Raw genomic sequence first — 22013 nt, 5'->3', positions numbered from 1 at the left:
TAAGGAGTTGTTTCTGATGGCTAGCGAGAAAAATCCGCCCATTACCCCTACACCCAAAAGCGAAATGGCAGGCACCGACACACTGGACCGGGGCAACACCAACGCCAAGCTCGAGAGCCTTGAGCAGTTTCGTTCGGACGCGACCAGCCAGGCGCTGCGCACCAACCACGGCGTCAAGATCGCCGACAACCAGAACACCCTGAAAGTCGGCAGCCGCGGCCCTTCGCTGCTCGAAGACTTCATCATGCGTGAAAAAATCACGCACTTTGACCACGAGCGCATCCCGGAGCGTATCGTCCACGCCCGCGGCACCGCAGCCCATGGCTACTTTCAGACGTACGAAGACCAGGGCGCACTGAGTAAAGCAGGCTTCCTGCGTGATCCGGGCAAGAAAACCCCGGTTTTCGCACGTTTCTCGACCGTTCAGGGCCCCCGTGGCTCGGGCGACACTGTGCGTGACGTGCGTGGCTTTGCAGTCAAGTTCTACACCGACGAAGGCAACTTCGATCTGGTGGGCAACAACATGCCGATCTTCTTCATTCAGGACGCGATCAAGTTCCCTGACTTCGTGCATGCGGTAAAACCAGAACCGCACAATGAAATCCCTACCGGTGGTTCGGCGCACGACACCTTCTGGGACTTCGTGTCGCTGGTGCCGGAATCCGCACACATGGTGCTGTGGACCATGTCTGACCGTGCCATCCCGAAAAGCCTGCGCACCATGCAGGGCTTTGGTATCCACACGTTCCGCATGATCAATACCGAAGGCAAATCCACTTTCGTCAAATTCCACTGGAAGCCCAAGTTCGGCGTGTGCTCGCTGGTCTGGGACGAAGCACAGAAGCTGGCCGGCAAGGACACCGATTTCCACCGCCGCGACCTGTGGGAGTCCATTGAAATGGGCGACTACCCAGAGTGGGAACTGGGCGTGCAGATCGTCGCCGAGGAAGACGAACACAAGTTCGACTTCGATCTGCTTGATCCGACCAAGATCATCCCGGAAGAGCTGGTGCCGGTTACCCCGCTGGGCAAAATGGTGCTCAACCGTAACCCGGACAACTATTTCGCCGAGACTGAACAGGTCGCCTTCTGCCCAGGCCATATCGTGCCAGGCATCGACTTCTCCAACGATCCGCTGCTGCAAGGTCGACTGTTTTCCTACACTGACACGCAGATCAGTCGCCTCGGTGGTCCGAACTTCCACGAGATCCCGATCAACCGTCCGATTGCACCGAACCATAACGGTCAGCGCGACGCCCAGCACCGCACCACCATCGACAAGGGCCGTGCTTCCTACGAGCCGAACTCGATCGATGGCGGCTGGCCGAAAGAAACGCCAGCGGCCGCAGTGGACGGTGGTTTCGAGACTTACCCTGAGCGCGTCGAAGCGCACAAGGTACGTGAGCGCAGCGAGTCGTTCGGCGACCACTTCTCTCAGGCCACCCTGTTCTTCCAGAGCATGAGCCACCACGAGAAAGAGCACATCATCGCGGCCTACAGCTTCGAGCTGGGCAAGGTCGAGCGCGAGTACATCCGTGCCCGCCAGGTCAACGAGATTCTGGCCAACATCGACCTGGAACTGGCCAGCCGAGTGGCAGCCAACCTGGGCCTGCCGGCACCAACAGCCGGAACCGTGCCTGCACGTTCGACCTCGGTGAAAGAATCGCCGGCGCTAAGTCAGGTCAACCTGCTGTCTGGCGATATCGTTTCGCGCAAAGTTGCCATCCTCGTGGCCAATGGCGTAGACGGCAAGGCGGTCGAAGCCATGAAAGCCGCGCTGACTGCCAAGGGCGCACACGCCAAAGTACTTGGTCCGACTTCCGCACCGGTGAAGACTGCTGACGGCAAGAGCCTGCCAGTGGACGCTTCGGCGGAAGGCCTGCCTTCGGTAGCATTCGACGCGGTATTCGTACCAGGCGGCGCGGGCTCGGTAAAAGCCCTTAGCACCGATGGCGTAGCGCTGCACTTCATCCTGGAAGCCTACAAGCACCTCAAGGCCATCTCCGTTGCCGGGGAAGCCAAGGATCTGCTGAGCTTGCTGAGACTGGAAGAAGACGCAGGACTGCTGGTTGTGTCCGACAGCAAGTCGTTCGAAACCTTCTTCGATGCGATGGCACAACACCGCGTATGGGATCGTGAAGTGAAAGCCAAGGCTGTTCCGGCTTGATCTAAACGCCTGAGTGGCTAGATTAGCGTCCCCACGCTCCAGCGTGGGGACGCTTTTCTGGATGGTCTGCGTCCGATCTTGAGTATGGACGCAGATTTGCCATGCACAGCGTCACGCACGGTATTTCCGCGCGGAGCGTGAGGAACTATAAGTGCCTGAAAGTCCGCTTTTGAAACAGCAGGTCAGGACTTGGCAGGTGTCAGAATAATATGCGCTTTTTCATTGCGCTCGATTTCCCGGCGCAATTGCAGCTCAAAATCCGGATTGGCCTTGACCACCCGCTTGGTCAGCAATGTAGCCAGCCACGGGTAATCTTCGGTGCGCGGCACCACTAGCAGCACATCACAATTGAACGCCACGGTATCTGCCGCGATGTCGTCCAGCTGTCGGCGCAGTGCGCGCATATCGCCGATTTTCAGGTCAATCGTCGTGCTTTCTGCAGACGGATCGACAAGCTTGGCCACTCTTCGGGCTTCAGCCTCTTTCAAATCCGCTTCGGCTTTCTCCAGCTCTGCCTTGCGCGCATGGGCAATAGCGCCGTTGACTCCGCTGGTCAGCGCCGGCGCCTTGGGCATCAATGCTCGGGCGCGGCTCAGCGCACTGGCCGCTGCGTTCATGTCGCCCTTTTGCAGGCTGATCTGGCTGCGACTCAGGTATGCCTCTGCCAGACGGCGCTGAAAAGGCTCAAGACGGATGTCCGAAGCATTGGCAGCCTGCAACGTAGCGAGCTGATCTTCTGCGGTCGCCAGCTCGTTGCTGGCGATGTTCTGTTCCAGTTGCGCAAAGGCATCAGGCTGAACATCGGACGCAGGCGTCTCGGCATCAGGCGCGCTCTGACAGGCACCCAACAGGATGGAAAATGCGACCAGCAGCAGATAGCGTGGGGCGAGCGGCTTCATTCCTGCGATTCTCTAGTTTGCGCAAAAAACGAGCAAGTCTACACCGCTCGCCTGGGTAGAACAAAGCTGAGCAAGAACAACGCCGCAGCGGATACCACTATAGACGGTCCTGCCGGGGTGTCCTTGAACCATGATAATGACAGCCCGACACATACTGCAATCACGCCCAGCACGCTTGCGCCCAATGCCATCTGTTCCGGTGAGCGAGCGTGACGTTGTGCCGCAGCTGCCGGAATGATCAACAGCGAGGTAATCAGCAAGACCCCGACGATTTTCATCGCGACCGCGATCACCACAGCAATCAACAGCATCAGCGCCATGCGCAGTGCGGCGACAGGCAGGCCTTCGACACGTGCCAGTTCCTCATGCACGGTTATCGCCAACAGCGGTCGCCACAGCGCAACGATCAGCACCAGCACCAGCGCACTGCCGCCCAGGATCCAGGCCAGGTCATCAGGGCTGATCGCCAGCAAATCACCGAACAGGTAGGCCATGAGGTCGATACGCACTTCGTGCATGAAGCTGAGCACCACCAGCCCGAGCGACAGGGTGCTTGGCGCCAGAATACCCAGCAATGTGTCCGACGCCAGCGGCTGGCGTTGTTGCAGCGTCACCAGCACCACTGCCAGCAACAGGCAACCGAATGTCACTGCGATGGTCGGGCTGATGTCCAGCAAAAAACCAAGCGCCACGCCGAGCAGCGCGGCGTGGGACAGTGTGTCGCCGAAGTACGCCATGCGCCGCCAGACCACAAAAGACCCGAGCGGACCAGCAACTACAGCGAGGGCAACGCCTGCGAGCAAGGCATACAGTAGAAAATCAGCCATGCTTGCAGTTGTCTCCATGAACGTGAGTGTGGGGGTGCGTAGCGGCGTCAGTCACCACCGCACCATGCAAGTCATGAGCGTGGTCGTGATGATGGTGATAGATCGCCAGGCTTTGCGCATTCTTGCCGAACAATTCAACGAACGCCGGATCATGACTGACCTGTTCGGGATGACCGGAGCAGCACACATGGCGGTTCAGACACACCACCTGATCGGTCGTGCTCATGACCAGATGCAGGTCGTGGGACACCATCAGAACACCGCACCGGTGGCGATCGCGCAGCCGGGTGATAAGGCTGTACAACTCGGCCTGCCCGGCCACATCGACACCCTGCACGGGTTCGTCGAGCACCAGCAGCTCCGGCTCGCGCAACAGGGCGCGGGCCAGCAAGACGCGCTGCATCTCACCACCGGAAATGCCCTGCAAGGGACTGTCGATGACTTTCTCGGCACCGACTTCTTCGAGCGCCGACTGTGCGGCAGCACGACTCACACCGGGCACCAGCCTCAGGAAGCGCAGCACCGACAGTGGCAGGGTCTGATCGACGTGCAGCTTTTGCGGCATGTAACCGACACGCAACTTCGGTTTGCGCCAGACCGTGCCCGAATCGGGCTTGAGCAACCCCAGAACGGCGCGCACCAGCGTGGTCTTGCCTGCGCCATTAGGGCCGATCAAGGTGACGATTTCACCGGGGCGCACGCTGAGCTGGATGTTGTCCAGCACCACTTGCCCGGACAGCGTGACGGCAACCTGCTCCAGACGTATCAATGCATCTGTCATCAGGCGGCCTTGCAGCCGGAGCATACGCCGACGATCTCGACCGTCTGGCCTTCAACCGCGAAGCCCACGCCGGCAGCCGCGTCGACCACGGCATTGCTGATCGCGGGGTGTTGCAACTCGATAGCGGCATGGCACACACGGCAGATCAGGAACTGGCCCTGATGCGCGTGCGTCGGGTGATTGCAGCCGGTGAAGGCGTTGAGCGAGGCAATACGATGGACCAGACCATTCTCGAGCAGGAAATCCAGCGCGCGATAAACCGTAGGCGGTGCAGCGCGGCGACCGTCTTCTTCACTGAGAACCGCCAGGATGTCGTAGGCACCCAGTGGCTTGTGGCTTTGCCACACCAGTTCCAGCACGCGACGGCGCAATGTAGTCAGGCGCAGCCCCTGCTTTATGCACAAAGCGTCGGCTTCGGCGAGCGCCGAATGAACGCAGTGGGAATGATCATGGGGGCGACTGGCCAGGGGGGTATTGGGCATGAGCAGCGACGATATTGGCTAGAGACGTTATTATGTTACCTGTTCCTGACTTATATGAGTGATTCGCGTGCGTCGTCTTTTCAATCTACTTGCTGTTTTGTGGGTCAGCCTGCTGATCGTTGCTCCTGCTCAGGCCGAGGTCAGAGTACTGACCAGTATCAAGCCATTGCAGCTGATTGCAGCGGCTGTGCAGGACGGTGTCGGCAAGCCGGAGGTGCTGTTGCCGCCCGGAGCATCACCGCATAACTACGCTCTGCGCCCGTCCGACGTACGGCGCGTCGGGGAAGTCGATTTGCTCTACTGGATCGGCCCAGACATGGAAACCTTCCTGCCGCGCGTGCTTCAGGGCCGCAAGTTGCCTTCGGTAGCCGTGCAATCGCTACCAGGCATGCACTTGCGCCACTTTGGTGAAGACAACGCTTCTCACGATGATCACGATCATGCCCATGACCACGATGCAGACGAGCATGACCACGATCACCGACCTGGCAGTCTCGATTCGCACCTATGGCTGTCGACAGTAAACGCGCGGGTCATCGCAGCGAAGATGGCTGCTGACCTGAGCGCTGCAGACCCGGCCAATGCGGCTCGCTACACCAGCAACGCCGAAGCGTTCAGCAAGCGTCTCGATGCGCTGGACGCGCGCATAAAGGGTCGCGTGAGTGCTGTTGCAGGCAAGCCTTACTTCGTTTTCCACGAGGCATTCGACTATTTCGAAGAAGCGTACGGGCTCAAGCACGCGGGCGTGTTCGCCATCGCAGCCGAGATCCAGCCCGGCGCACAGCACGTCGCCGCCATGCGCGAGCGCCTGAAGGCGGTGGGCAAGACCTGCGTATTCAGCGAACCGCCGCTGCGCCCACGCTTGGCCGAGACCCTGAGCGCAGGCCTGCCGGTCAAGCTTGCGGAACTCGACGGGCTGGGCGGCTACACCCCGGCCACTGCGCAGGGTTACGAGCAGATGCTGGAAAAGCTGGCGAATGATCTGGCGGGTTGCCTGAGCAGTCTTTGAAGGCTTGAATGTGAGGCGCAGCGTGCGCCTCTGACTTTGGCCGGAGGTCGTGGGAGCGAGCCGGGCAACGCTTCGCTTGCTCGCGAAGGCGATAGCCAGACACAGAAAATGCAGTGAATGTACTGCCCTATTCGCGGACAAGTCCGCTCCCACAAGTTGCTCACAGGGCATTGTGGGAGCGAACTTGTTCGCGAAGGGGACTGTGTAATCGACGAAAATACATCGACTCACACACCGTCTTCGCAAGCAGGCGGGGCGTGGGGACGATCATTCAGTTGCCTGGACGTCAGTCAGAGCGCAAACGGCAAAGCGATGTGTGGCGTCTGGCGCTCAGCCAGGCGGCGCTCGAACTCCGCAGGGTCGTGGATCAGCACATCCTGCCCGGCGAATGTCTCGGCAGCGATCAAACGTGACAGCCAGAAACGCACGCAAGCTATGCGCAACATGGTTGGCCAAAGCTTTGATTCCGCAGCAGTGAACGAACGCAAGCCGGCATAGGCGCCTAACAAGGCGCGCGCGCGGACCGCGTCGAGCTGGCCGTTTTCGCGTGAGCACCAGTCGTTGAGCGCGATCGCCAAGTCATAGAGCATCGGCCCCGAACAGGCGTTGTAAAAGTCGATCAGCCCGGTCAGGTGCGTCCCTTCGAACAATACATTGTCGCGAAACAGGTCGGCATGCAGGTTGGCGCGCGGCAGTGCCATGATCTGCGGCTTGAGGTCTTCGATTTCCTGAAGGCTGGTTTCCAACAACGTGCGCTGGGCATCCCCCAGGTGCGACAGGAAATTGCGGCCTTCGCTAAGCATCCACTCCAGACCTCGATCGGTCTTGCGCTCCAGAATCTGCTCGCGGGTCGCCAGATGCAGATTGGCCAGCAGTTCGCCGATCTGTACGCAATGCTGGGTATTGGGCTCGCTGATATGCTTGCCCGGCAAGCGCGGCTGCAAAAGCGCAGGCTTGTTCGCCAGCTCGCGCAGGGCCTGACCGTCAGTGGTACGCAAAGCGTAGGGCACCGGCAAGCTGGCATCGTGCAACACGTCGAGCAGCTCGATGAAGAACGGCATTTCCTGGACAGGGCCGCGCTCGACCAGTGTCAGGACGAATTCGCCCTGCTCCAGGCTGATGAAGTAATTGGTGTTTTCACTACCGGCAGCAATGCCCTGATAGTCAAGCAAACGGCCGAGCCCGTAAGGGGCGAGAAATGTTTCCAGCTCGGGCCGAGCCAGTGGGGTAAAAACGGACATATCAGGACTGCCAACAATTAAAGTGAATGTAAGGGTGCTACCAGCTGAATATTTCCCACTGAGGGATCAGCATATCCGGTTGGTCCGAACGAATGAAGTTAGGGCTTGTACCATCGGCGCGCACCAGAAAATAGGGTTTGCCGTGCTTCGGGGTGATCTTCACCGCATACAGGAAGCCGTTCTGGCGATATTCCTTGATGGTTCTGTCGCCGTCGGTGCGAATGGTAACGTCCGGCGCTGCCGACGGCGGATCTTCCGCTGCCACGGCAAGCAAAGGGCAAAGCGCCAACAGGCCGGTCAATAACAGTCGATTTACCTTGCACATGATAACCTTGTCCCTTTGTCGTCAATGGTCCGTGCATTCTAGCGCCGACCCCGCCGAAAAGGTTGATTCTGCTCATGACCCAAGCGCCGCTCGTCCTGGTGGACGGTTCGTCCTACCTCTACCGCGCCTTCCACGCACTGCCTCCCCTGACCACGTCCAAAGGGTTGCCGACCGGCGCCGTCAAGGGCGTGCTGAACATGCTCAAGAGCCTGCGCCGCCAGTACCCCGAAAGCCCGCTGGCCGTGGTCTTCGATGCCAAGGGCGGGACTTTCCGGGACGCGCTGTACACCGACTACAAAGCCAACCGTCCCAGCATGCCGGACGACCTGCGTGTGCAGGTCGATCTGCTGCATGCCTGCGTCAAAGGCATGGGCTATCCCTTTCTGTGCGTCGAAGGCGTCGAAGCGGATGACGTGATCGGCACCCTGGCGCGCAGCAGCGCGGCGGCGGATCGCCCGGTGGTCATTTCCACCGGCGACAAGGACATGGCGCAGCTGGTCGACGGGCATATCACGCTGGTCAATACCATGACCGGCAGCGTGCTGGACGTGGCCGGCGTGAAGGAGAAGTTCGGCGTCGGCCCGGAACACATCATCGATTACCTGGCGCTGATGGGCGACAAGGTCGATAACATCCCCGGCGTGCCCGGGGTCGGTGAAAAAACCGCAGTCGGCCTGTTGGTCGGCGTCGGTGGCGGGATCAAGGAGCTTTACGACAACCTCGAGAAGGTCGCGACCCTGCCGATCAGGGGCGCCAAGACCCTCGCCGCCAAACTCGAAGAACACCGTGAGATGGCCTTCCTGTCATACGAGCTGGCGACCATCAAGATCGACGTGCCGCTGGAAATCGAGCTGGACCAGCTGCATTGCGGCGAGCCCGACCGCGACACGCTGATGGAGCTGTACGCCGAGCTGGAATTCAAGAGCTGGATCGAAGACCTGCAGCGCGAAGCCAAGCGTGCCGGGCAGGAACTTGTGGTCGAAGAGCCCACCGTGGCGGCTAAAGAAGCCGCATACGAAGTCATCCTCGAGCAGGACCGTTTCGATGCCTGGCTGAAAAAGCTTCAGGCTGCTCCGCTGTTCGCCTTCGTGACGCAGAGCAACGGCACCGACGCCCAGCGCGCGCAGCTGGTCGGCCTGTCTTTTGCTATACAGACCCACGAAGCGGCTTATATCCCGCTGACCCACTCGTACATGGGCGTTCCGCAGCAGCTGGATCGGGACACCGTGCTTAAGGCGCTCAAGCCGCTGCTCGAAGACCCGGACAAGACCAAGGTCGGTCAGCACGCCAAGTTCGCCATCAACCTGCTCGCCAACTGCGCGATCGGCGGCGATCAGGCTCATGGCATCGATTTGCAAGGTGTGCGGTTCGACACCATTCTGGAATCCTACGTGCTGGACTCCACCGCGACCCGCCATGATCGCGACAGCCTGGTAGCCAAGTACCTCACGCACACACCGGTCAACTTTCAGGACATCGCTGGCAAGGGCGCCAAGCAGCTGACCTTCGACCAGATTGCCATCGAGCAGGCTGGCAACTATGCCGCTGAAGAAGCCGACCTGACGCTGCGCCTGCATGAAGTATTCGAAACGCGCCTGGCAGCGATCCCGACCCTGCAGCCGGTACTGAGCGACATCGAGATGCCGCTGGTGCCCGTGCTGGCCCGTATCGAGCGCCAGGGCGCGCTGGTTGATGCAAACCTGCTGGGCATCCAGAGCGTCGAACTGGGCGACAAGATGACCGCACTGGAGCGCGAAGCCTTCGCGATTGCCGGTGAAGAATTCAACCTGGGCTCGCCCAAGCAGCTTGGCGTGATTCTCTATGAGAAACTCGGCATGCCGATCCTGAGCAAAACGGCGACCGGCCAGCCTTCTACTGCCGAGGCCGTGCTGTCCGAACTGGCCGAGCAGGACTTCCCGCTGCCCAAGGTACTGATGCAGTACCGCTCGATGAGCAAGCTGAAAAGCACTTACACAGATCGCCTGCCCGAGCAGATCAACCCGCGTACAGGCCGTGTTCATACGTCGTATCATCAGGCAGTGGCCGTGACCGGACGCCTGTCCTCCAGCGACCCGAACCTGCAGAACATCCCGATTCGTACCGCCGAAGGGCGTCGTATCCGACAGGCATTCGTGGCGCCGAAGGGTTATAAGCTGCTGGCAGCGGACTATTCGCAGATCGAACTGCGGATCATGGCGCACCTGGCCAGGGACGAAGGCCTGCTGCATGCGTTCCGCAACGACCTGGACGTTCACCGGGCGACAGCGGCGGAAGTCTTCGGTGTCGAACTGGAAGGCGTCACCAATGACATGCGCCGCAGCGCCAAGGCGATCAACTTCGGCCTGATCTATGGCATGAGCGCGTTCGGCCTGGCCAAGCAGATCGGCGTGGACCGCAAGCAGTCACAAGCCTATGTAGACCGCTATTTCGCCCGCTACCCTGGCGTGCTGGATTACATGGAGCGCACTCGCGCCCAGGCTGCCGAGCAGGGTTTTGTCGAAACCATCTTTGGTCGTCGCCTTTACCTGCCGGACATCAACGCCAAGAACCCGTCCCTGCGCAAAGGCGCAGAGCGCATGGCAATCAACGCGCCGATGCAGGGCACGGCGGCAGACATCATCAAAAAGGCGATGGTGGCGGTGAATGGCTGGCTGGAAGAGTCCGGCCTGGATGCGCGGGTCATTCTGCAGGTCCACGACGAACTGGTACTGGAGGTTCGCGAAGACCTGGTCGATCAGATCAGCGAGCAGATCCGTCCGCACATGAGCGGTGCGGCAGAATTGGCCGTTCCACTGCTGGTGGAAGTGGGTGTCGGCAACAATTGGGACGAGGCACATTGAGCCTGAAAAGACGAACCTGTAAGAAGGTTCGTCAAACCCTGAAGGAAATGTGAACTTTTCTTCACTGCTGGAACTTAACCTTTTGCAGAGCAGTCAGAGGTTCCGATTGATTGAAAAATCCATCGTGCTCCTAGTTGTGTTAAGTGTTGGCATATATCCAGATCCCACCCTAAGGTCTGGACCTTAAGCCCCGGAACTTCCCCCTCCCCATGCGAAGTCCGGGGTCTTTTTTTGCCTGCGATTTACTCCGCAGGCACCTTGTCTTCCAGCGCCATCCAGTCGGCCAGAACGGTGTAGGCCTCTTCCAGCCCCATGCGCTTGGGCGCAGAGAACAGCTGGATGCTCACAGCATCGCCCCAGCCCTTGCGAATTTCGGCCTGAACCTTGAGCAGCGTGTTCTTGGCTGCGCCATAGGTCAGCTTGTCGGCCTTGGTCAGCAGAATGTGCATCGGCATGTTGCTGGCGATCGCCCAGTCCAGCATCAATAGGTCGAAGTCAGTCATTGGATGACGGATATCCATCATCAGGATCAAGCCCTTCAGGCTTTCGCGACTGCCCAGATAGGCTTCCAGGTGACGCTGCCAGTGCAGCTTGAGCGGGATCGGCACTTTGGCGTAGCCATAACCCGGCAGGTCGACCAGACGACGGTCTTCGTCCAGCCCAAAGAAGTTCAGCAGCTGCGTACGCCCTGGCGTCTTGGACGTTCGCGCCAGGCTGGCGTGGGTCAGGGTGTTCAGCGCGCTCGACTTGCCCGCATTGGAGCGACCGGCAAATGCGACTTCAAAACCTTCGTCATCGGGGCATTGGTCGACCTTGGCGGCGCTGAGCATGAACGTGGCCTGTTGGCACAGACCGAGAATAGGGTTTTTGAGTTGCATGTGATTTCCGGTGAAGGCCTTGCCTGCAAAGGGTGCGGCAAGAGGTGTCGATTTCATTGGGGTGCGCAGAGTATATAGTGCTGCAAATTCTGTGTGTGTTTTCGCCTGCCGTCTGCACGACAACAACGACGAAGCAAGACATATGCGCGCATTAGAACGCAGTCTGCTTTCATCCTGAAAGGTTTTTGCTGAGCATCGGGTCCGCCGGGGCAATGCGGCACCCGCCCAGAACCTTCGACGCCCCTTATTACAATGCTCTGGCGGGCGCCTGGAACATTCAGACATGACCTGCTTCACTCCTTATGCAAAAAGGCCATCCAAGGCCGCCCATTTTTACAACCTCAGCGTTACACTAACGAACTCAGGCTTTCGCGCCCGGTCGAAACACCGTCGCTTGAAAGCGATCCAATCTGCTCAGGAGTAAAGCATGCGTAATCTGATCATCAGCGCCGCACTGGTTGCCGCCAGTCTGTTCGGTATGTCCGCCCAGGCCGCCGAGCCTATCGAGGCCGGCAAGCAATACGCCGAGCTGAAAAGCGCTGTGCCTGTGGCCGAGCCGGGCAAGATCGAAGTCATCGAACTGTTCTGGTATGGCTGCCCGCATTGCTACGCGTTCGAGCCGACCATCAACCCGTGGGTTGAAAAACTTCCGTCCGACGTACACTTCGTCCGTATCCCGGCCATGTTCGGCGGCCCGTGGGATGCTCATGGTCAACTGTTCATCACCCTCGACACCATGGGCGTAGAACACAAGGTTCACGCTGCGGTGTTCGACGCCATCCAGAAAGGCGGCAAGCGTCTGACCGACAAGAACGACATGGCCGATTTCGTCGCCACTCAGGGCGTCAACAAGGAAGACTTCCTCAAGACGTTCGATTCGTTCGCCGTAAAAGGCAAGATCGCGCAGTACAAGGAACTGGCCAAGAAGTACGAAGTGACGGGCGTTCCAACCATGATCGTCAATGGCAAGTACCGCTTTGACCTGGGCTCTGCCGGTGGTCCGGAAGCGACCTTGCAGGTAGCCGACCAGTTGATTGCCAAAGAGCGGGCGGCTGCTGCAGCCGCCAAGTAAGCGCTCGTCATGCGCCGCTGGGGCAAAGGTAGCCCGCGTATCGTTGGCCTGCATGATCCGCAGGTCAACGAACATCATCTGATGCAAAACGGCTTGCCGGAAGACGGCAGGCTGCGTTTGCTCAGCTTCAATATTCAGGTCGGCATCAGTACACAGCGTTACCACCATTACCTGACGCGCAGCTGGCAGCATCTGCTGCCGCATGGCGGACGTGCCGGCAACCTGCAGAAAATCGGTGAGCTGATCAACGATTTCGATCTGGTGGCACTTCAGGAAGTCGACGGCGGGAGCATGCGCTCCGGCTTCGTCAACCAGGTCGAGCATCTCGCTCAACTAGGCGGCTTCCCGTACTGGTATCAACAGCTCAATCGCAACCTCGGGCGCCTTGCCCAGCACAGCAATGGCGTGCTGAGCCGTTTGCGCCCAACCAAGATCGAGGATCACCCGCTGCCCGGCCCTGCCGGGCGCGGTGCCATTCTCGTACGTTTCGGCGAGGGCGAGGACGCGCTGGTGGTGGTCATGATGCACCTGGCCCTCGGCACGCGCACGCGCACTCGGCAACTGGCCTACATTCGCGAACTGATCGGCGGCTATCGTCATCAAGTGCTGATGGGCGACATGAACACCCACGCCAATGATCTGCTGGAACACTCGCCGCTGCGGGATCTGGGCCTGCTGGCGCCGCAGATCGAAGCCACCTTTCCAAGCTGGCGACCGCAACGTTGTCTTGATCACATTTTGCTCAGCCCTACCCTGACGCTCGAACGGGTGCAGGTGCTGGCCCAACCCATTTCCGATCACCTGCCGGTTGCCGTCGAGATTCGCCTGCCAGCTTCACTGCGTGGGGACTCACTGCCTGTGCCCTCTGGTGGAAGCCTTGCATGAGCGACGACGCGGAGCGTTGGAAAGAGAAATACCTTAAAGGGATCGAGCAACAGGACAGGCTCGAAAAGCGCTGGGATGCGCGGCTCGACTTGCTGCGTCGCGGTCTGGTGCGCAGCAGCCTCGCGGCAGAAGGCTCTGACCGGGCGGTCGATGAATGCATGAAGGAAATGCGCGAAATCGTCCGCACCGACGACATGGACGCCGGCCTTGCGGCCTTGATCCCGCGCCTTGAAAAAGCAGTGCTGGATTCCGAGCAACGCCGTGAAGTGCGGGTCGGGCAGATAAGCTCGGCACTGACTGCACTGGTTGCGCAATTGCAGGCACTTCCTCTGTCACGAGAGACGCGCAAGCCACTCAAGCGCTTCGCCAAAGACCTCGAAGAGCGAGCCTCGCAGGCACGCGAGCTGCCCCTGCTGCTCGGCGAGTTGAGCAACCTGCAGGGACAGGCCCTCAGCCAGCTTGAAAAAAGTGAAGAAGGGCCGCGCCAGGGCTTGCTGCAACGCTTGTTCGGCACTCGGGAAGGGCACGGTAGTGAACACCCTTCTGAAGCGGCGCAGGCTGAAACCGTTCAAACCGATACGCCCGCCCCTGCGCCACAACCTCGAGAAGAGACGCCTGAAGCGCTCGAATCGGCCACTGCGCCAACAGCATCCCCACCGCCCCTCACGCCAGCGCCGGTAGAGATCGCAGAGCCTGTCATCGAACACTCGGCAGTGCCTGAGCCTGTGACTGAAACCGCCCCACCGGCCACCGTAGCGCTCGCCGAACCTGATGCGCCCTCACCGGTTGTCGAGCCTTTTGCTCCGTCAGCACCCGAAGTCGCTGCCGTGCCGATCGCTGAAAGCGCCTATGCGTACGTCGAACCCGTCGATTTCACGGACAGGCTCGCGCCCATACCGAGCGTGCCTTACCAGCAACGCCCGGCGCCGGTCGTCATGCCACTCGACGAGCATGAAGAAGCCCCCGCACCAGACCCGGAAGATGCTGAAGACGATGACGGTTACGCGCTGCCCTCTTCCCCCGAGCCCAGCTACAGCTCGGTAGCTTCTCACATTGAAGAAACACTGCTGGGCCTGCTCAACGACCTGACCTTGTCGGAGCATTTTCGGCCGCAGGTCGAGGATATGCAGCTACGCCTGAAACATGGGCTCAACTGGTATGAGCTGCTGCCTATTCTGGATGACCTGGCCGTGCTCATGCTGGCGATCAATAACGGTGGCCAGCAGGAATTCGGTATTTACCTCAAGCAGCTCAACGAGCGGCTCGAATCATTCCAGAGCCACTTGCAAGCCGCCAGTGAGGACCACGCCGAGGTTCAGTCCACTGCTCGTGACCTGAGCGAACAGTTGCGCGAACAGGTAGGCGGCCTGCAAACCAGCGTTCAGGACGCCTCCGACCTGACCAGTCTGAAGCAGGTGCTGGATAACCGCCTGGAAGGCCTGCTCAGCACCATGGACCACTATCAGCGTAAACGCGACGACCGCGAGCAAGAGGTTGCATCCCGACTGCAAAGCCTTTCGGCTCGTGTGGCGAGCATGGAACAGGAAGCACTGGGGTTCAGAAGCAACCTGGAAGAACAGCGCCAGAAAGCCTTGATTGACCCCCTCACCGGCCTTGCCAACCGTGCCGCCTGGGGCGAGCGCCTCGAACTCGAGATGACCCAGTGGCAACAAGCGAAAAACAGCCTGTTGGTGTGCATACTCGATCTGGATCACTTCAAACGCATCAACGACGGGTACGGCCATCTGGCAGGCGACAAGGTGCTGAAGATTGTCGCCAACGTCCTCAAAAAACGTCTGCGGCCGAACGACTTCATGGCCCGATTCGGCGGTGAAGAGTTCGTCATGCTGCTGCCCGCCACACCTATCGGCACAGGGCTGACGCTGCTTGACGAACTGCGCACGGCGGTCGAAGAGTGCCCGTTCCACTTCAAGGGCGAACGCGTCACGATCACCGTATCCCTCGGAGTCACCGCGCTGCGACAGGGCGAACGTAGCGATACGGCTATCAAACGCGCTGATCAGGCGCTGTACAAAGCCAAGGAAAACGGTCGCAACCGGGTAGAGCAAGGCTGACTGAAACATTTTGACTGAACGAATGTTTCGACGGTGAAGCATTTCTTCTGCGTTTTGTTATGATGTTTCATTACCTCCCGACGCTGCCAATCCCATGAAGCTGTATCTCTCTGCACTCCTCATGCTCATCCTCACGGCGTGCTCCAGCGGCCCCAAGCTGGACACCAGTCATCCGTCGGCGAATTTCGACAACCGGGTTCAGTATGTCGTGATGCACTACACCTCGACGTCGATGGAGCGATCCCTGCAATTGCTGACCCACGGCGAGGTCAGCGCTCATTACCTGATCGGCGACGACAAGCAGGCCACGATCTACAAGCTGGTGGATGAAAATGCCCGGGCATGGCACGCTGGCGAGAGCGAATGGGAAGGGCGCACATGGCTCAATTCCAGCTCGATAGGCATCGAGATCGTCAACCCGGGCTTCAAGGACACCCCGACAGGTCGCTTGTGGTATCCGTACACCGAGGCACAGGTCCAGTCGATCACGGTGCTGCTCAAAGACATCGTCAAGCGCAACAAAATCGACCCCAGGCACGTGATCGGTCACAGCGACATTGCACCCTTGCGCAAGCAAGACCCAGGTCCGTTATTCCCGTGGAAACGCTTGGCCGCTGAAGGGCTTGGCGTCTGGCCCGATGAAGCACTGGTTGCGCAACGTCAGGCGCTGCTGGCAGTCAATCTGCCGAGCATTAGCTGGTTTCAGCAACAGCTCGCGCGCCTGGGCTACAGCACACCGCAGACCGGAGAGCTCGACGTCGCGACACGCGAGGTGCTGGCCGCCTTTCAGATGCACTACCGCCCTGCCCGTTTCGAAGGCGAACCTGACGCCCAGAGCGCGGCAATTCTGCAGGTGCTTAACCACTCGAACTGACCGCATGGCGCAATCAACAGCGTGTTGCCGCTTAACCCCTTAAAGCGGCAATGCCATGTAGAACTGCGTGCCCTGCCCCGGCCTTGAGTAGACGCCCATTCGGCCGCCGTGCAGCTGGACGATTTCCTTACACAGCGCCAGCCCCAGGCCGGCACCACCTTTTTTGCGGCCGACCTGAACGAAGGGTTCGAAGATCCGGCCCTGCTGCCCGTAGGCAATGCCCTCGCCGTTGTCTTCGACACTGATGATCGCCCGCTCGCCGTGGCGTCTGGCCTGCAAACGGATAAGGCCTTTGGGCGGCGTATGGCGCAGGGCGTTATCCAGCAAGTTGTCCAGAACACGTTCCAGTTGAGACTGGTCGGCATGCAGGCGTGGCAAAGGCTCCTGGATGTCCAGCATCAGCACGATGTCCCGCTCCAGAGCCTGATCTTCGAAGCGCGCCTTGGCCTCTTCCAGCAACGTTTCGATGGAACACGGCGCCAGCTTGAGCTTCTGCAGACCGTTCTGATAGCGCGAGAAATTCAGCAGGTCGTTGATCAGTTGCATCAACCGCTGCATTTCTTCGGTCACCGTATTGAGCAAATCCGCTTCGCGCGATTCCGGGGCGAAATGCAGGCGCTCCTGCAACAGACCGAACGCCATGTGCATGCCGGTGACCGGTGTACGCAGCTCATGCGAAGCGCGCAGCACAAACTCGCTGCGTACTCGCTCGAAAGCCCGCTGCTCGGTAACATCGTGCAGCACCATCACTGCACCCAGGATATGGCCTTTGGTGTGGCTCACCGGCGTCATGCTATAGGTCAGCAATCGCGACTCGCCATCAATGTCGATGGCCAGATCTTCCGGCGCGCGCTCCAGCGTCCCGCCACGCAGGATCAGATGCAATTGCTCATCCAGTTCGGGGCGATTCAGTGCAGCGCCGAGACTCTCGCCGAGGCGACTCTCATCCCACCCGAGCTGAAGCTGGGCCACCGGGTTCAAGTGTTCCAGATGCCCTTGGCGATCAATCATCAACAGGCCATCGTCAATACTGTCGAGCACCGCCTGCAAGCGCTGTTGACCCGCCAGCAGCTCGTCGACATTGGTCGCCTGATGCTGACGCAGGGCCTCAGCCATGATGCCGAAGCGTCGGGTCAGCAGGTTCATTTCTGCAGCCGAAGATATCGGCAGAGTGACCTCATAGTCGCCTTCGCCGATGCGATCAGCCGCCTTGGCCAAGGCTTCGATCGGCGCACCGAAACGACGTGCAATACCGTGTGCGGTCACGAAACCGATACACAGCACTGCCAGCCCGACCAGTCCCAGCAGGCCCGCGATCCACAAAGCGCGGTCCCGCGAGTTGATCTCGGCATTGCTGATGTTTTCCAGCGCCTTGCGATGCACGTTCAGCAGCCCGTTGCGCAACGCATTGAAGCTTTCGCTCAGTGGCGGCGTACCACGAATACCGCGCGGGTCGTCACCCAGACGGTTCCAGACCTCGATGAAGTGCCGGTAGTCCCGTTTGGTGGACTCGAACCCGGTACGCACGTTCTGCTGCGGATCCTGCACCGAACCCTGCTCCAGCAACTCTTCGAACTGTGCCTGCATCTTCTGCAGTTCGGGCTTGTTGCGCTGCGAGCCGGTCATCAACACCAGTTGATCGCCCAGGTTCTGACGCAGCTTCAGGCCAAGATCCAGAATGGCGAAGTTGTGCTGAATCAATGATTCCTGAGTGCGGGCCATCTGCATGACGCTGACGAGCCCCAGCAACAATCCGAGCAGCGCGACCGTGATCAAGGCCGAGATGCTCAGAAAAAGGCGTGTGCGCAGCTTCATGGCCAGTTTCATCAGAAATTATTCACAAGTTGTACTGTTTACGTTTGCGGTAAAGCGTCGAAGCGTCGATACCCAGTGTCTTGGCTGCCTGATCGAGGGTTTCGCTGGTCGCCAGCACGGCCCCGATGTGAGCTTTTTCCAACTCGTCCAGACTCAGCGCCGCACCCACTCGTGGTGCATTATTCGTCGGTTGCTCAGCCATGCCGAGGTGACTGATCTCGACACGCTCCTGCGGGCAGATGATGCTGGCTCGCTCGATCACGTTGCGCAGCTCACGAATGTTGCCAGGCCAGCGATAGTTGAGCAGCGCGGCTCGCGCCTCTTCACTGAAGCCTCGGGCCGGTCGCGCGTATTCCTTGACGAAACGCGCCAGAAAACGGTCTGCGAGGGTCAGTATGTCTTCGCTGCGCTCGCGCAGGGCAGGCAGATGCAAGGTGATCACGTTCAGCCGGTACAGCAAATCCTCGCGGAAGCGCCCGCTACGCACCATGTCCTCCAGATTGAGGTTGGTGGCCGCCAGAATGCGCACGTCTGCACGACGGGTCACCGGGTCCCCCACTCGCTCGTATTCCTTGTCCTGAATGAAACGCAGCAGCTTGGGTTGCAGCGTCAGCGGGAAATCACCGATCTCGTCAAGGAACAGCGTGCCGCCATCGGCCTGATTGACGCGACCCAGCGTGCTCTCGCTGGCACCGGTGAACGCGCCGCGGCTGTGACCGAACAGCTCGCTTTCCATCAATTCAGCAGTGAGCGACGGGCAGTTGATCGTGACGCAAGACTTCTTGGCCCGCTTGCTCCAGCCGTGTATCGCCCGTGCCAGCTCGCCTTTACCGGTACCGGACTCACCCAGAATCAGGATATTGGCATCCGTAACCGCCACCTGGCGGGCCGTTTCCAGAATGGCCATCATGGATGGGCTGTGCGAATCCAGGCCGTCTTTTGGCTTGCGAACTTCGCCTTCAAGCGCTTCGAGACGCGCCGACAGCTGACGTACTTCCAGCTGCTTGGCGGTCGCGAGACGCAATTGATCAGGGCTGCAGGGCTTTACCAGATAGTCGGCTGCGCCGGCCTGAATGGCATCCACCGCGGTGTCGACCGCCGAGTGCGCGGTGACGATGACCACGCGCATCCACGGTGCCTGAATACGCATCTGCGCCAGCACATCAAGGCCATTGTCTTCGCCCAGACGCAAATCGAGAAAGCAAAGGTCAAACACCTGGCGTTGCATAAGCGTGTCAGCCTGCGCTGCGCTGTTGGCAGTGGCGACACTGTAACCTTCGTCTTCCAGACAGTACCGGAAGGTGCGGAGGATGGCGGACTCATCGTCCACAAGCAGAATACGGCCCTGATTCTCAGTGGCTGCTTCCATTTTTCCTACGCTCCTTAATGAATTGTCTCAGTTAGTCTCGGAATCATCGGGCAAGTTGCATGGTCAATTCTGATTGATTCTGCGGCATGCATGGTAGCTCTCTGTTCGCCCAATGGCGAACGAGCCGATTAATCTGCGTTTATGCCGTTGAAACCGTCTATCCGGAAACGACAACCCACTTCAAAAGGAAAGCTCACATGTTCTCATTGAAAAAGATTGCCCTGATCACCGCGTGCGCTGCGCTGCTTGGCAGCGGCCCCGCTCTCGCCCAGACTGACCTGCAGACCCAGCTCAGCGAGGCGCGTCAGGAAGGCTCTATCTGGACAGCCTTCGCATTGAACAAACATTTGAGCCCGTTCAAGATCGAAGTGGATGTCGAGCAAGGCACAGCCATTCTCAAAGGCAAGGTCGAGGATCAGGTTGATCGCGAGCTGGCCGAGCGCATCGCGCTAGACACAAAGGGTATTGAAAAAGTCGACAATCAGCTGGAGATTGATCCTTCCGTCGCCAGCGAGCCTGGCTCCAGAACCAATATGGCCCAGCGTTTCGAAGATGCGACGCTGGTCGCGACGGTCAAGTCCAAGCTGCTGTGGAGCAGCGTCACCGAGGCGCTGAACATCGACGTCGACAGCAAGGACGGCGTCGTGACCCTCAAAGGACGTGCGCAAAGCCCGGAGGCCAAGGAACTGGCGGGCAGTCTGGCGAGCAATACCGACGGTGTGGTCAGCGTCAACAACCTCATCAGCCTGAGTGCTGCCGATTCCATTGCCGCGAAAGCTCAGCCGCAAACGCTGACACCGACTGAAGAAATGAGTGACGCGTGGATCACCAGCAAGGTGAAAGCGAGCCTGATCTACAGCCGGAATCTGGACGGGATGAATATCAAGGTGGACACCAAAGCCGGTGTCGTCAGCCTCAACGGCGTGGTCGCCAACTTCGCCGAGAAAGAACTGGCCGTTGAAATCGCGCGAAATATTCGCGGCGTCAAAGGCGTCAACGGTGACGCATTGAAAGTCATGGCGCGCAGCGCAGGCTGAACCGAGCGGGCTTTTCAACGCTTCCTTCGTGCAGAACGCACGATTACAAAGGTGTAATCGTGCAGCTTGCTTGCAGAAGGCTTGGCGATTAGTTCGTAAGCCACTGATTTAGTTGATATTAAATACGATTATGAAGTTGGCATGCAGTCTGCAATATCCCTTTCAACGAGGTCGTTGTACCTAGACCCATCAGATTGAAAGCCAGCACAGGCCAAGGGAGTTTGCAGATGAACAGCCAGCGTATTGCACAGTTTCGTATCTCCCCTCTGCACCTTCAGCAAGGTTTGTTCTTGCTGCTGGCCTTGCTTGTCACTCTGATCGCCATTCAGCAGTTCCAGCGCTGGAATCCATCCAGCGAAGCAGCTCAAACCATTCAGCCGTTCATCCATAGCAATAGCATTTCCTATCGCGAAGTAAGCGCTTCTGCGAACAAGGATATGTCTTCGAGCGTCCGTCCTGTAGACGGCCTGGTTTCGGTGGATGAAGTCGCGCCACAGCAAAAATGGGTTTTTTGACCCGATTTGAAAAAAACGCAGCACCCTTTATTAATTAAAACGGCATCAAAAAGGAGTATCACTATGTTGAGTTGGGCTATCACGTTTCTGATCATCGCCATCGTCGCTGCAGTACTGGGCTTCGGCGGTATCGCAGGCACGGCAACCGGTATCGCCAAGATCCTGTTCGTCGTATTCCTGGTGATGTTCGTGGTGTCGTTCTTCTTCGGTCGTCGTGGTCGAGGCTAAAGATGCACACGTCATTTCGCACGCTGGCCGCCGCCCTGCTATTGGGCGGCAGTGCCATGGCCATGGCTGCCAACGATGGGCAGTCCAGGGTCAATGAGCTTTTGAGTTCTGCCCCTGAGTACCGCACAACCTGGACGAAAGTCGTCAAGAAGGAAGAGCGGTTGCCGGAGTGGGTGATAAACCTGTCTGGTGCCTCCGAGCAGCAAATGACGGCAGTTACCGAGGACGGTGACAATTATCTGGTGGGGCCGCTTTGCGAAACCGCCGATACGTGCAAAAGCAAGCGCCTGATCGTGGCTGTGAGCCTCGATAAGGAAGATGCCTACGCCATGTTGGTCGAAGTGCCTGCGGGTCTTCCTGCAGACAAATCGCCGACACGTCATGCGACTTATCGCTACCTGGGTAAGCCTGACGAAGGTATGAAAGGTCTGTTGCAAGAGCAATTGCGCAAAGACCCGAACTGGTATTGATTCATCCAGAAAGGCAGTGACTGCATAAGCCACTGCCTTTCTGCGTTGTGCGACCTGAAGAGGGTACGCACATGACCAGGGGGCCGGGATGCGTTGATCGAAAGGATCGACGTGACCTAGGAGTACAGGGAGTACTTCCATCATGGGCCGGGTCAGGCAAGCCGCCATGCACATCCATAAGGCCACCTCGATTTATCAGGCGCCCTTCTGTCACCATGCATGGC

General features: G+C 59.2%; 19 protein-coding genes and 2 pseudogenes. 12 read left to right on the top strand and 9 right to left on the bottom strand.

Annotation, left to right across the window (positions count from 1 at the left end):
• Positions 1–16 precede the first annotated feature (16 nt).
• Positions 17–2167 (top strand): catalase HPII, encoded by a 2151-nt coding sequence (katE, locus tag ALO43_RS03050; RefSeq protein WP_053931662.1) that lies wholly within the window; start codon positions 17–19, stop codon positions 2165–2167.
• Positions 2168–2349: 182 nt separating this feature from the next.
• Here the strand turns inward: katE and ALO43_RS03045 are convergent, their stop codons facing one another.
• From ALO43_RS03045 to ALO43_RS03030, 4 genes are read right to left on the bottom strand one after another with little or no spacing between them, the layout of a single operon-like run.
• Positions 2350–3066: a PA5502 family lipoprotein gene (locus ALO43_RS03045; RefSeq protein ID WP_005887994.1), complete on the bottom strand. Its 717-nt coding sequence runs from the start codon at positions 3064–3066 to the stop codon at positions 2350–2352.
• A gap of 38 nt (positions 3067–3104) precedes the next feature.
• Positions 3105–3893: a zinc ABC transporter permease subunit ZnuB gene (gene znuB, locus ALO43_RS03040; protein ID WP_005887992.1), complete on the bottom strand. Its 789-nt coding sequence runs from the start codon at positions 3891–3893 to the stop codon at positions 3105–3107.
• On the bottom strand, positions 3886–4674 hold the full coding sequence (gene znuC / locus ALO43_RS03035) for a zinc ABC transporter ATP-binding protein ZnuC (RefSeq protein ID WP_005887990.1): 789 nt from the start codon (positions 4672–4674) through the stop codon (positions 3886–3888). The genes znuB and znuC overlap by 8 nt, the downstream gene beginning before the upstream one ends.
• On the bottom strand, positions 4674–5156 hold the full coding sequence (locus ALO43_RS03030) for a Fur family transcriptional regulator (protein ID WP_005887988.1): 483 nt from the start codon (positions 5154–5156) through the stop codon (positions 4674–4676). Before ALO43_RS03030 ends, znuC begins: the two co-directional genes overlap by 1 nt.
• A 67-nt stretch (positions 5157–5223) precedes the next feature.
• Here ALO43_RS03030 and znuA point away from each other — a divergent pair, with 67 nt between their 5' ends.
• Positions 5224–6165, top strand: coding sequence for a zinc ABC transporter substrate-binding protein ZnuA (gene znuA, locus ALO43_RS03025; RefSeq protein WP_005887986.1), 942 nt, complete (start codon positions 5224–5226; stop codon positions 6163–6165).
• A gap of 290 nt (positions 6166–6455) precedes the next feature.
• Here znuA and ALO43_RS03020 read toward each other — a convergent pair whose 3' ends face one another.
• Together ALO43_RS03020 and ALO43_RS03015 are read right to left on the bottom strand one after the other, a co-directional pair.
• Positions 6456–7406: a homoserine kinase gene (locus ALO43_RS03020; RefSeq protein WP_024690861.1), complete on the bottom strand. Its 951-nt coding sequence runs from the start codon at positions 7404–7406 to the stop codon at positions 6456–6458.
• 37 nt (positions 7407–7443) lie between these two features.
• Positions 7444–7731: a DUF2782 domain-containing protein gene (locus tag ALO43_RS03015; RefSeq protein WP_024669166.1), complete on the bottom strand. Its 288-nt coding sequence runs from the start codon at positions 7729–7731 to the stop codon at positions 7444–7446.
• A gap of 74 nt (positions 7732–7805) precedes the next feature.
• Between ALO43_RS03015 and polA the strand changes: the two genes are divergently transcribed.
• A complete protein-coding gene (gene polA, locus ALO43_RS03010) occupies positions 7806–10571 on the top strand; it encodes a DNA polymerase I (protein ID WP_054997088.1) in 2766 nt (921 codons plus the stop codon).
• A 242-nt stretch (positions 10572–10813) separates the two neighbouring features.
• Here polA and yihA read toward each other — a convergent pair whose 3' ends face one another.
• A complete protein-coding gene (gene yihA, locus ALO43_RS03005) occupies positions 10814–11449 on the bottom strand; it encodes a ribosome biogenesis GTP-binding protein YihA/YsxC (protein ID WP_053481047.1) in 636 nt (211 codons plus the stop codon).
• A gap of 427 nt (positions 11450–11876) precedes the next feature.
• Between yihA and ALO43_RS03000 the strand changes: the two genes are divergently transcribed.
• The 5 genes and pseudogenes from ALO43_RS03000 to ALO43_RS02985 all read left to right on the top strand — a co-directional run bounded on the left by ALO43_RS03000 (position 11877) and on the right by ALO43_RS02985 (position 16355).
• Positions 11877–12521, top strand: coding sequence for a thiol:disulfide interchange protein DsbA/DsbL (locus tag ALO43_RS03000; protein WP_054997087.1), 645 nt, complete (start codon positions 11877–11879; stop codon positions 12519–12521).
• A 9-nt stretch (positions 12522–12530) separates the two neighbouring features.
• On the top strand, positions 12531–13406 hold the full coding sequence (locus ALO43_RS02995) for an endonuclease/exonuclease/phosphatase family protein (protein WP_024690859.1): 876 nt from the start codon (positions 12531–12533) through the stop codon (positions 13404–13406).
• Positions 13403–13963, top strand: a pseudogene (locus ALO43_RS31990) (hypothetical protein); the annotation flags it as partial. The gene ALO43_RS02995 and the pseudogene ALO43_RS31990, both read left to right, overlap by 4 nt.
• Positions 13964–14263: 300 nt before the next feature.
• Positions 14264–15481, top strand: a pseudogene (locus ALO43_RS31985) (GGDEF domain-containing protein); the annotation flags it as partial.
• 94 nt (positions 15482–15575) lie between these two features.
• Positions 15576–16355, top strand: coding sequence for an N-acetylmuramoyl-L-alanine amidase (locus ALO43_RS02985; protein WP_024669163.1), 780 nt, complete (start codon positions 15576–15578; stop codon positions 16353–16355).
• A 39-nt stretch (positions 16356–16394) separates the two neighbouring features.
• Here the strand turns inward: ALO43_RS02985 and ALO43_RS02980 are convergent, their stop codons facing one another.
• Together ALO43_RS02980 and algB are read right to left on the bottom strand one after the other, a co-directional pair.
• Positions 16395–18182, bottom strand: a complete 1788-nt coding sequence (locus ALO43_RS02980) for a KinB sensor domain-containing domain (RefSeq protein WP_005887970.1) — start codon at positions 18180–18182, stop codon at positions 16395–16397.
• A gap of 10 nt (positions 18183–18192) precedes the next feature.
• The gene (gene algB, locus ALO43_RS02975; RefSeq protein WP_002555682.1) at positions 18193–19539 is read right to left on the bottom strand and encodes a sigma-54-dependent response regulator transcription factor AlgB; all 1347 of its coding nucleotides are present in this window, start codon (positions 19537–19539) and stop codon (positions 18193–18195) included.
• A gap of 197 nt (positions 19540–19736) precedes the next feature.
• Between algB and ALO43_RS02970 the strand changes: the two genes are divergently transcribed.
• The 4 genes from ALO43_RS02970 (at position 19737) to ALO43_RS02960 (ending at position 21789) form a co-directional block, all read left to right on the top strand.
• Entirely contained in the window at positions 19737–20576 is an 840-nt protein-coding gene (locus ALO43_RS02970; protein ID WP_024690855.1) for a BON domain-containing protein, read from the top strand.
• A gap of 227 nt (positions 20577–20803) precedes the next feature.
• The gene (locus ALO43_RS02965) at positions 20804–21091 is read left to right on the top strand and encodes a hypothetical protein (protein ID WP_005887966.1); all 288 of its coding nucleotides are present in this window, start codon (positions 20804–20806) and stop codon (positions 21089–21091) included.
• Positions 21092–21154: 63 nt separating this feature from the next.
• Positions 21155–21319, top strand: a complete 165-nt coding sequence (locus ALO43_RS28160; protein ID WP_002555679.1) for a DUF1328 domain-containing protein — start codon at positions 21155–21157, stop codon at positions 21317–21319.
• 2 nt (positions 21320–21321) lie between these two features.
• A complete protein-coding gene (locus ALO43_RS02960) occupies positions 21322–21789 on the top strand; it encodes an inhibitor of vertebrate lysozyme family protein (RefSeq protein ID WP_005887964.1) in 468 nt (155 codons plus the stop codon).
• The last annotated feature ends 224 nt before the right edge of the window (positions 21790–22013 follow it).

Source organism: Pseudomonas tremae, from assembly GCF_001401155.1.
GTDB lineage: Bacteria > Pseudomonadota > Gammaproteobacteria > Pseudomonadales > Pseudomonadaceae > Aquipseudomonas > Aquipseudomonas tremae.
The sequence above is the reverse complement of the archived record's forward strand: the minus strand, read 5'-3'. Positions and strand labels throughout refer to the sequence as shown.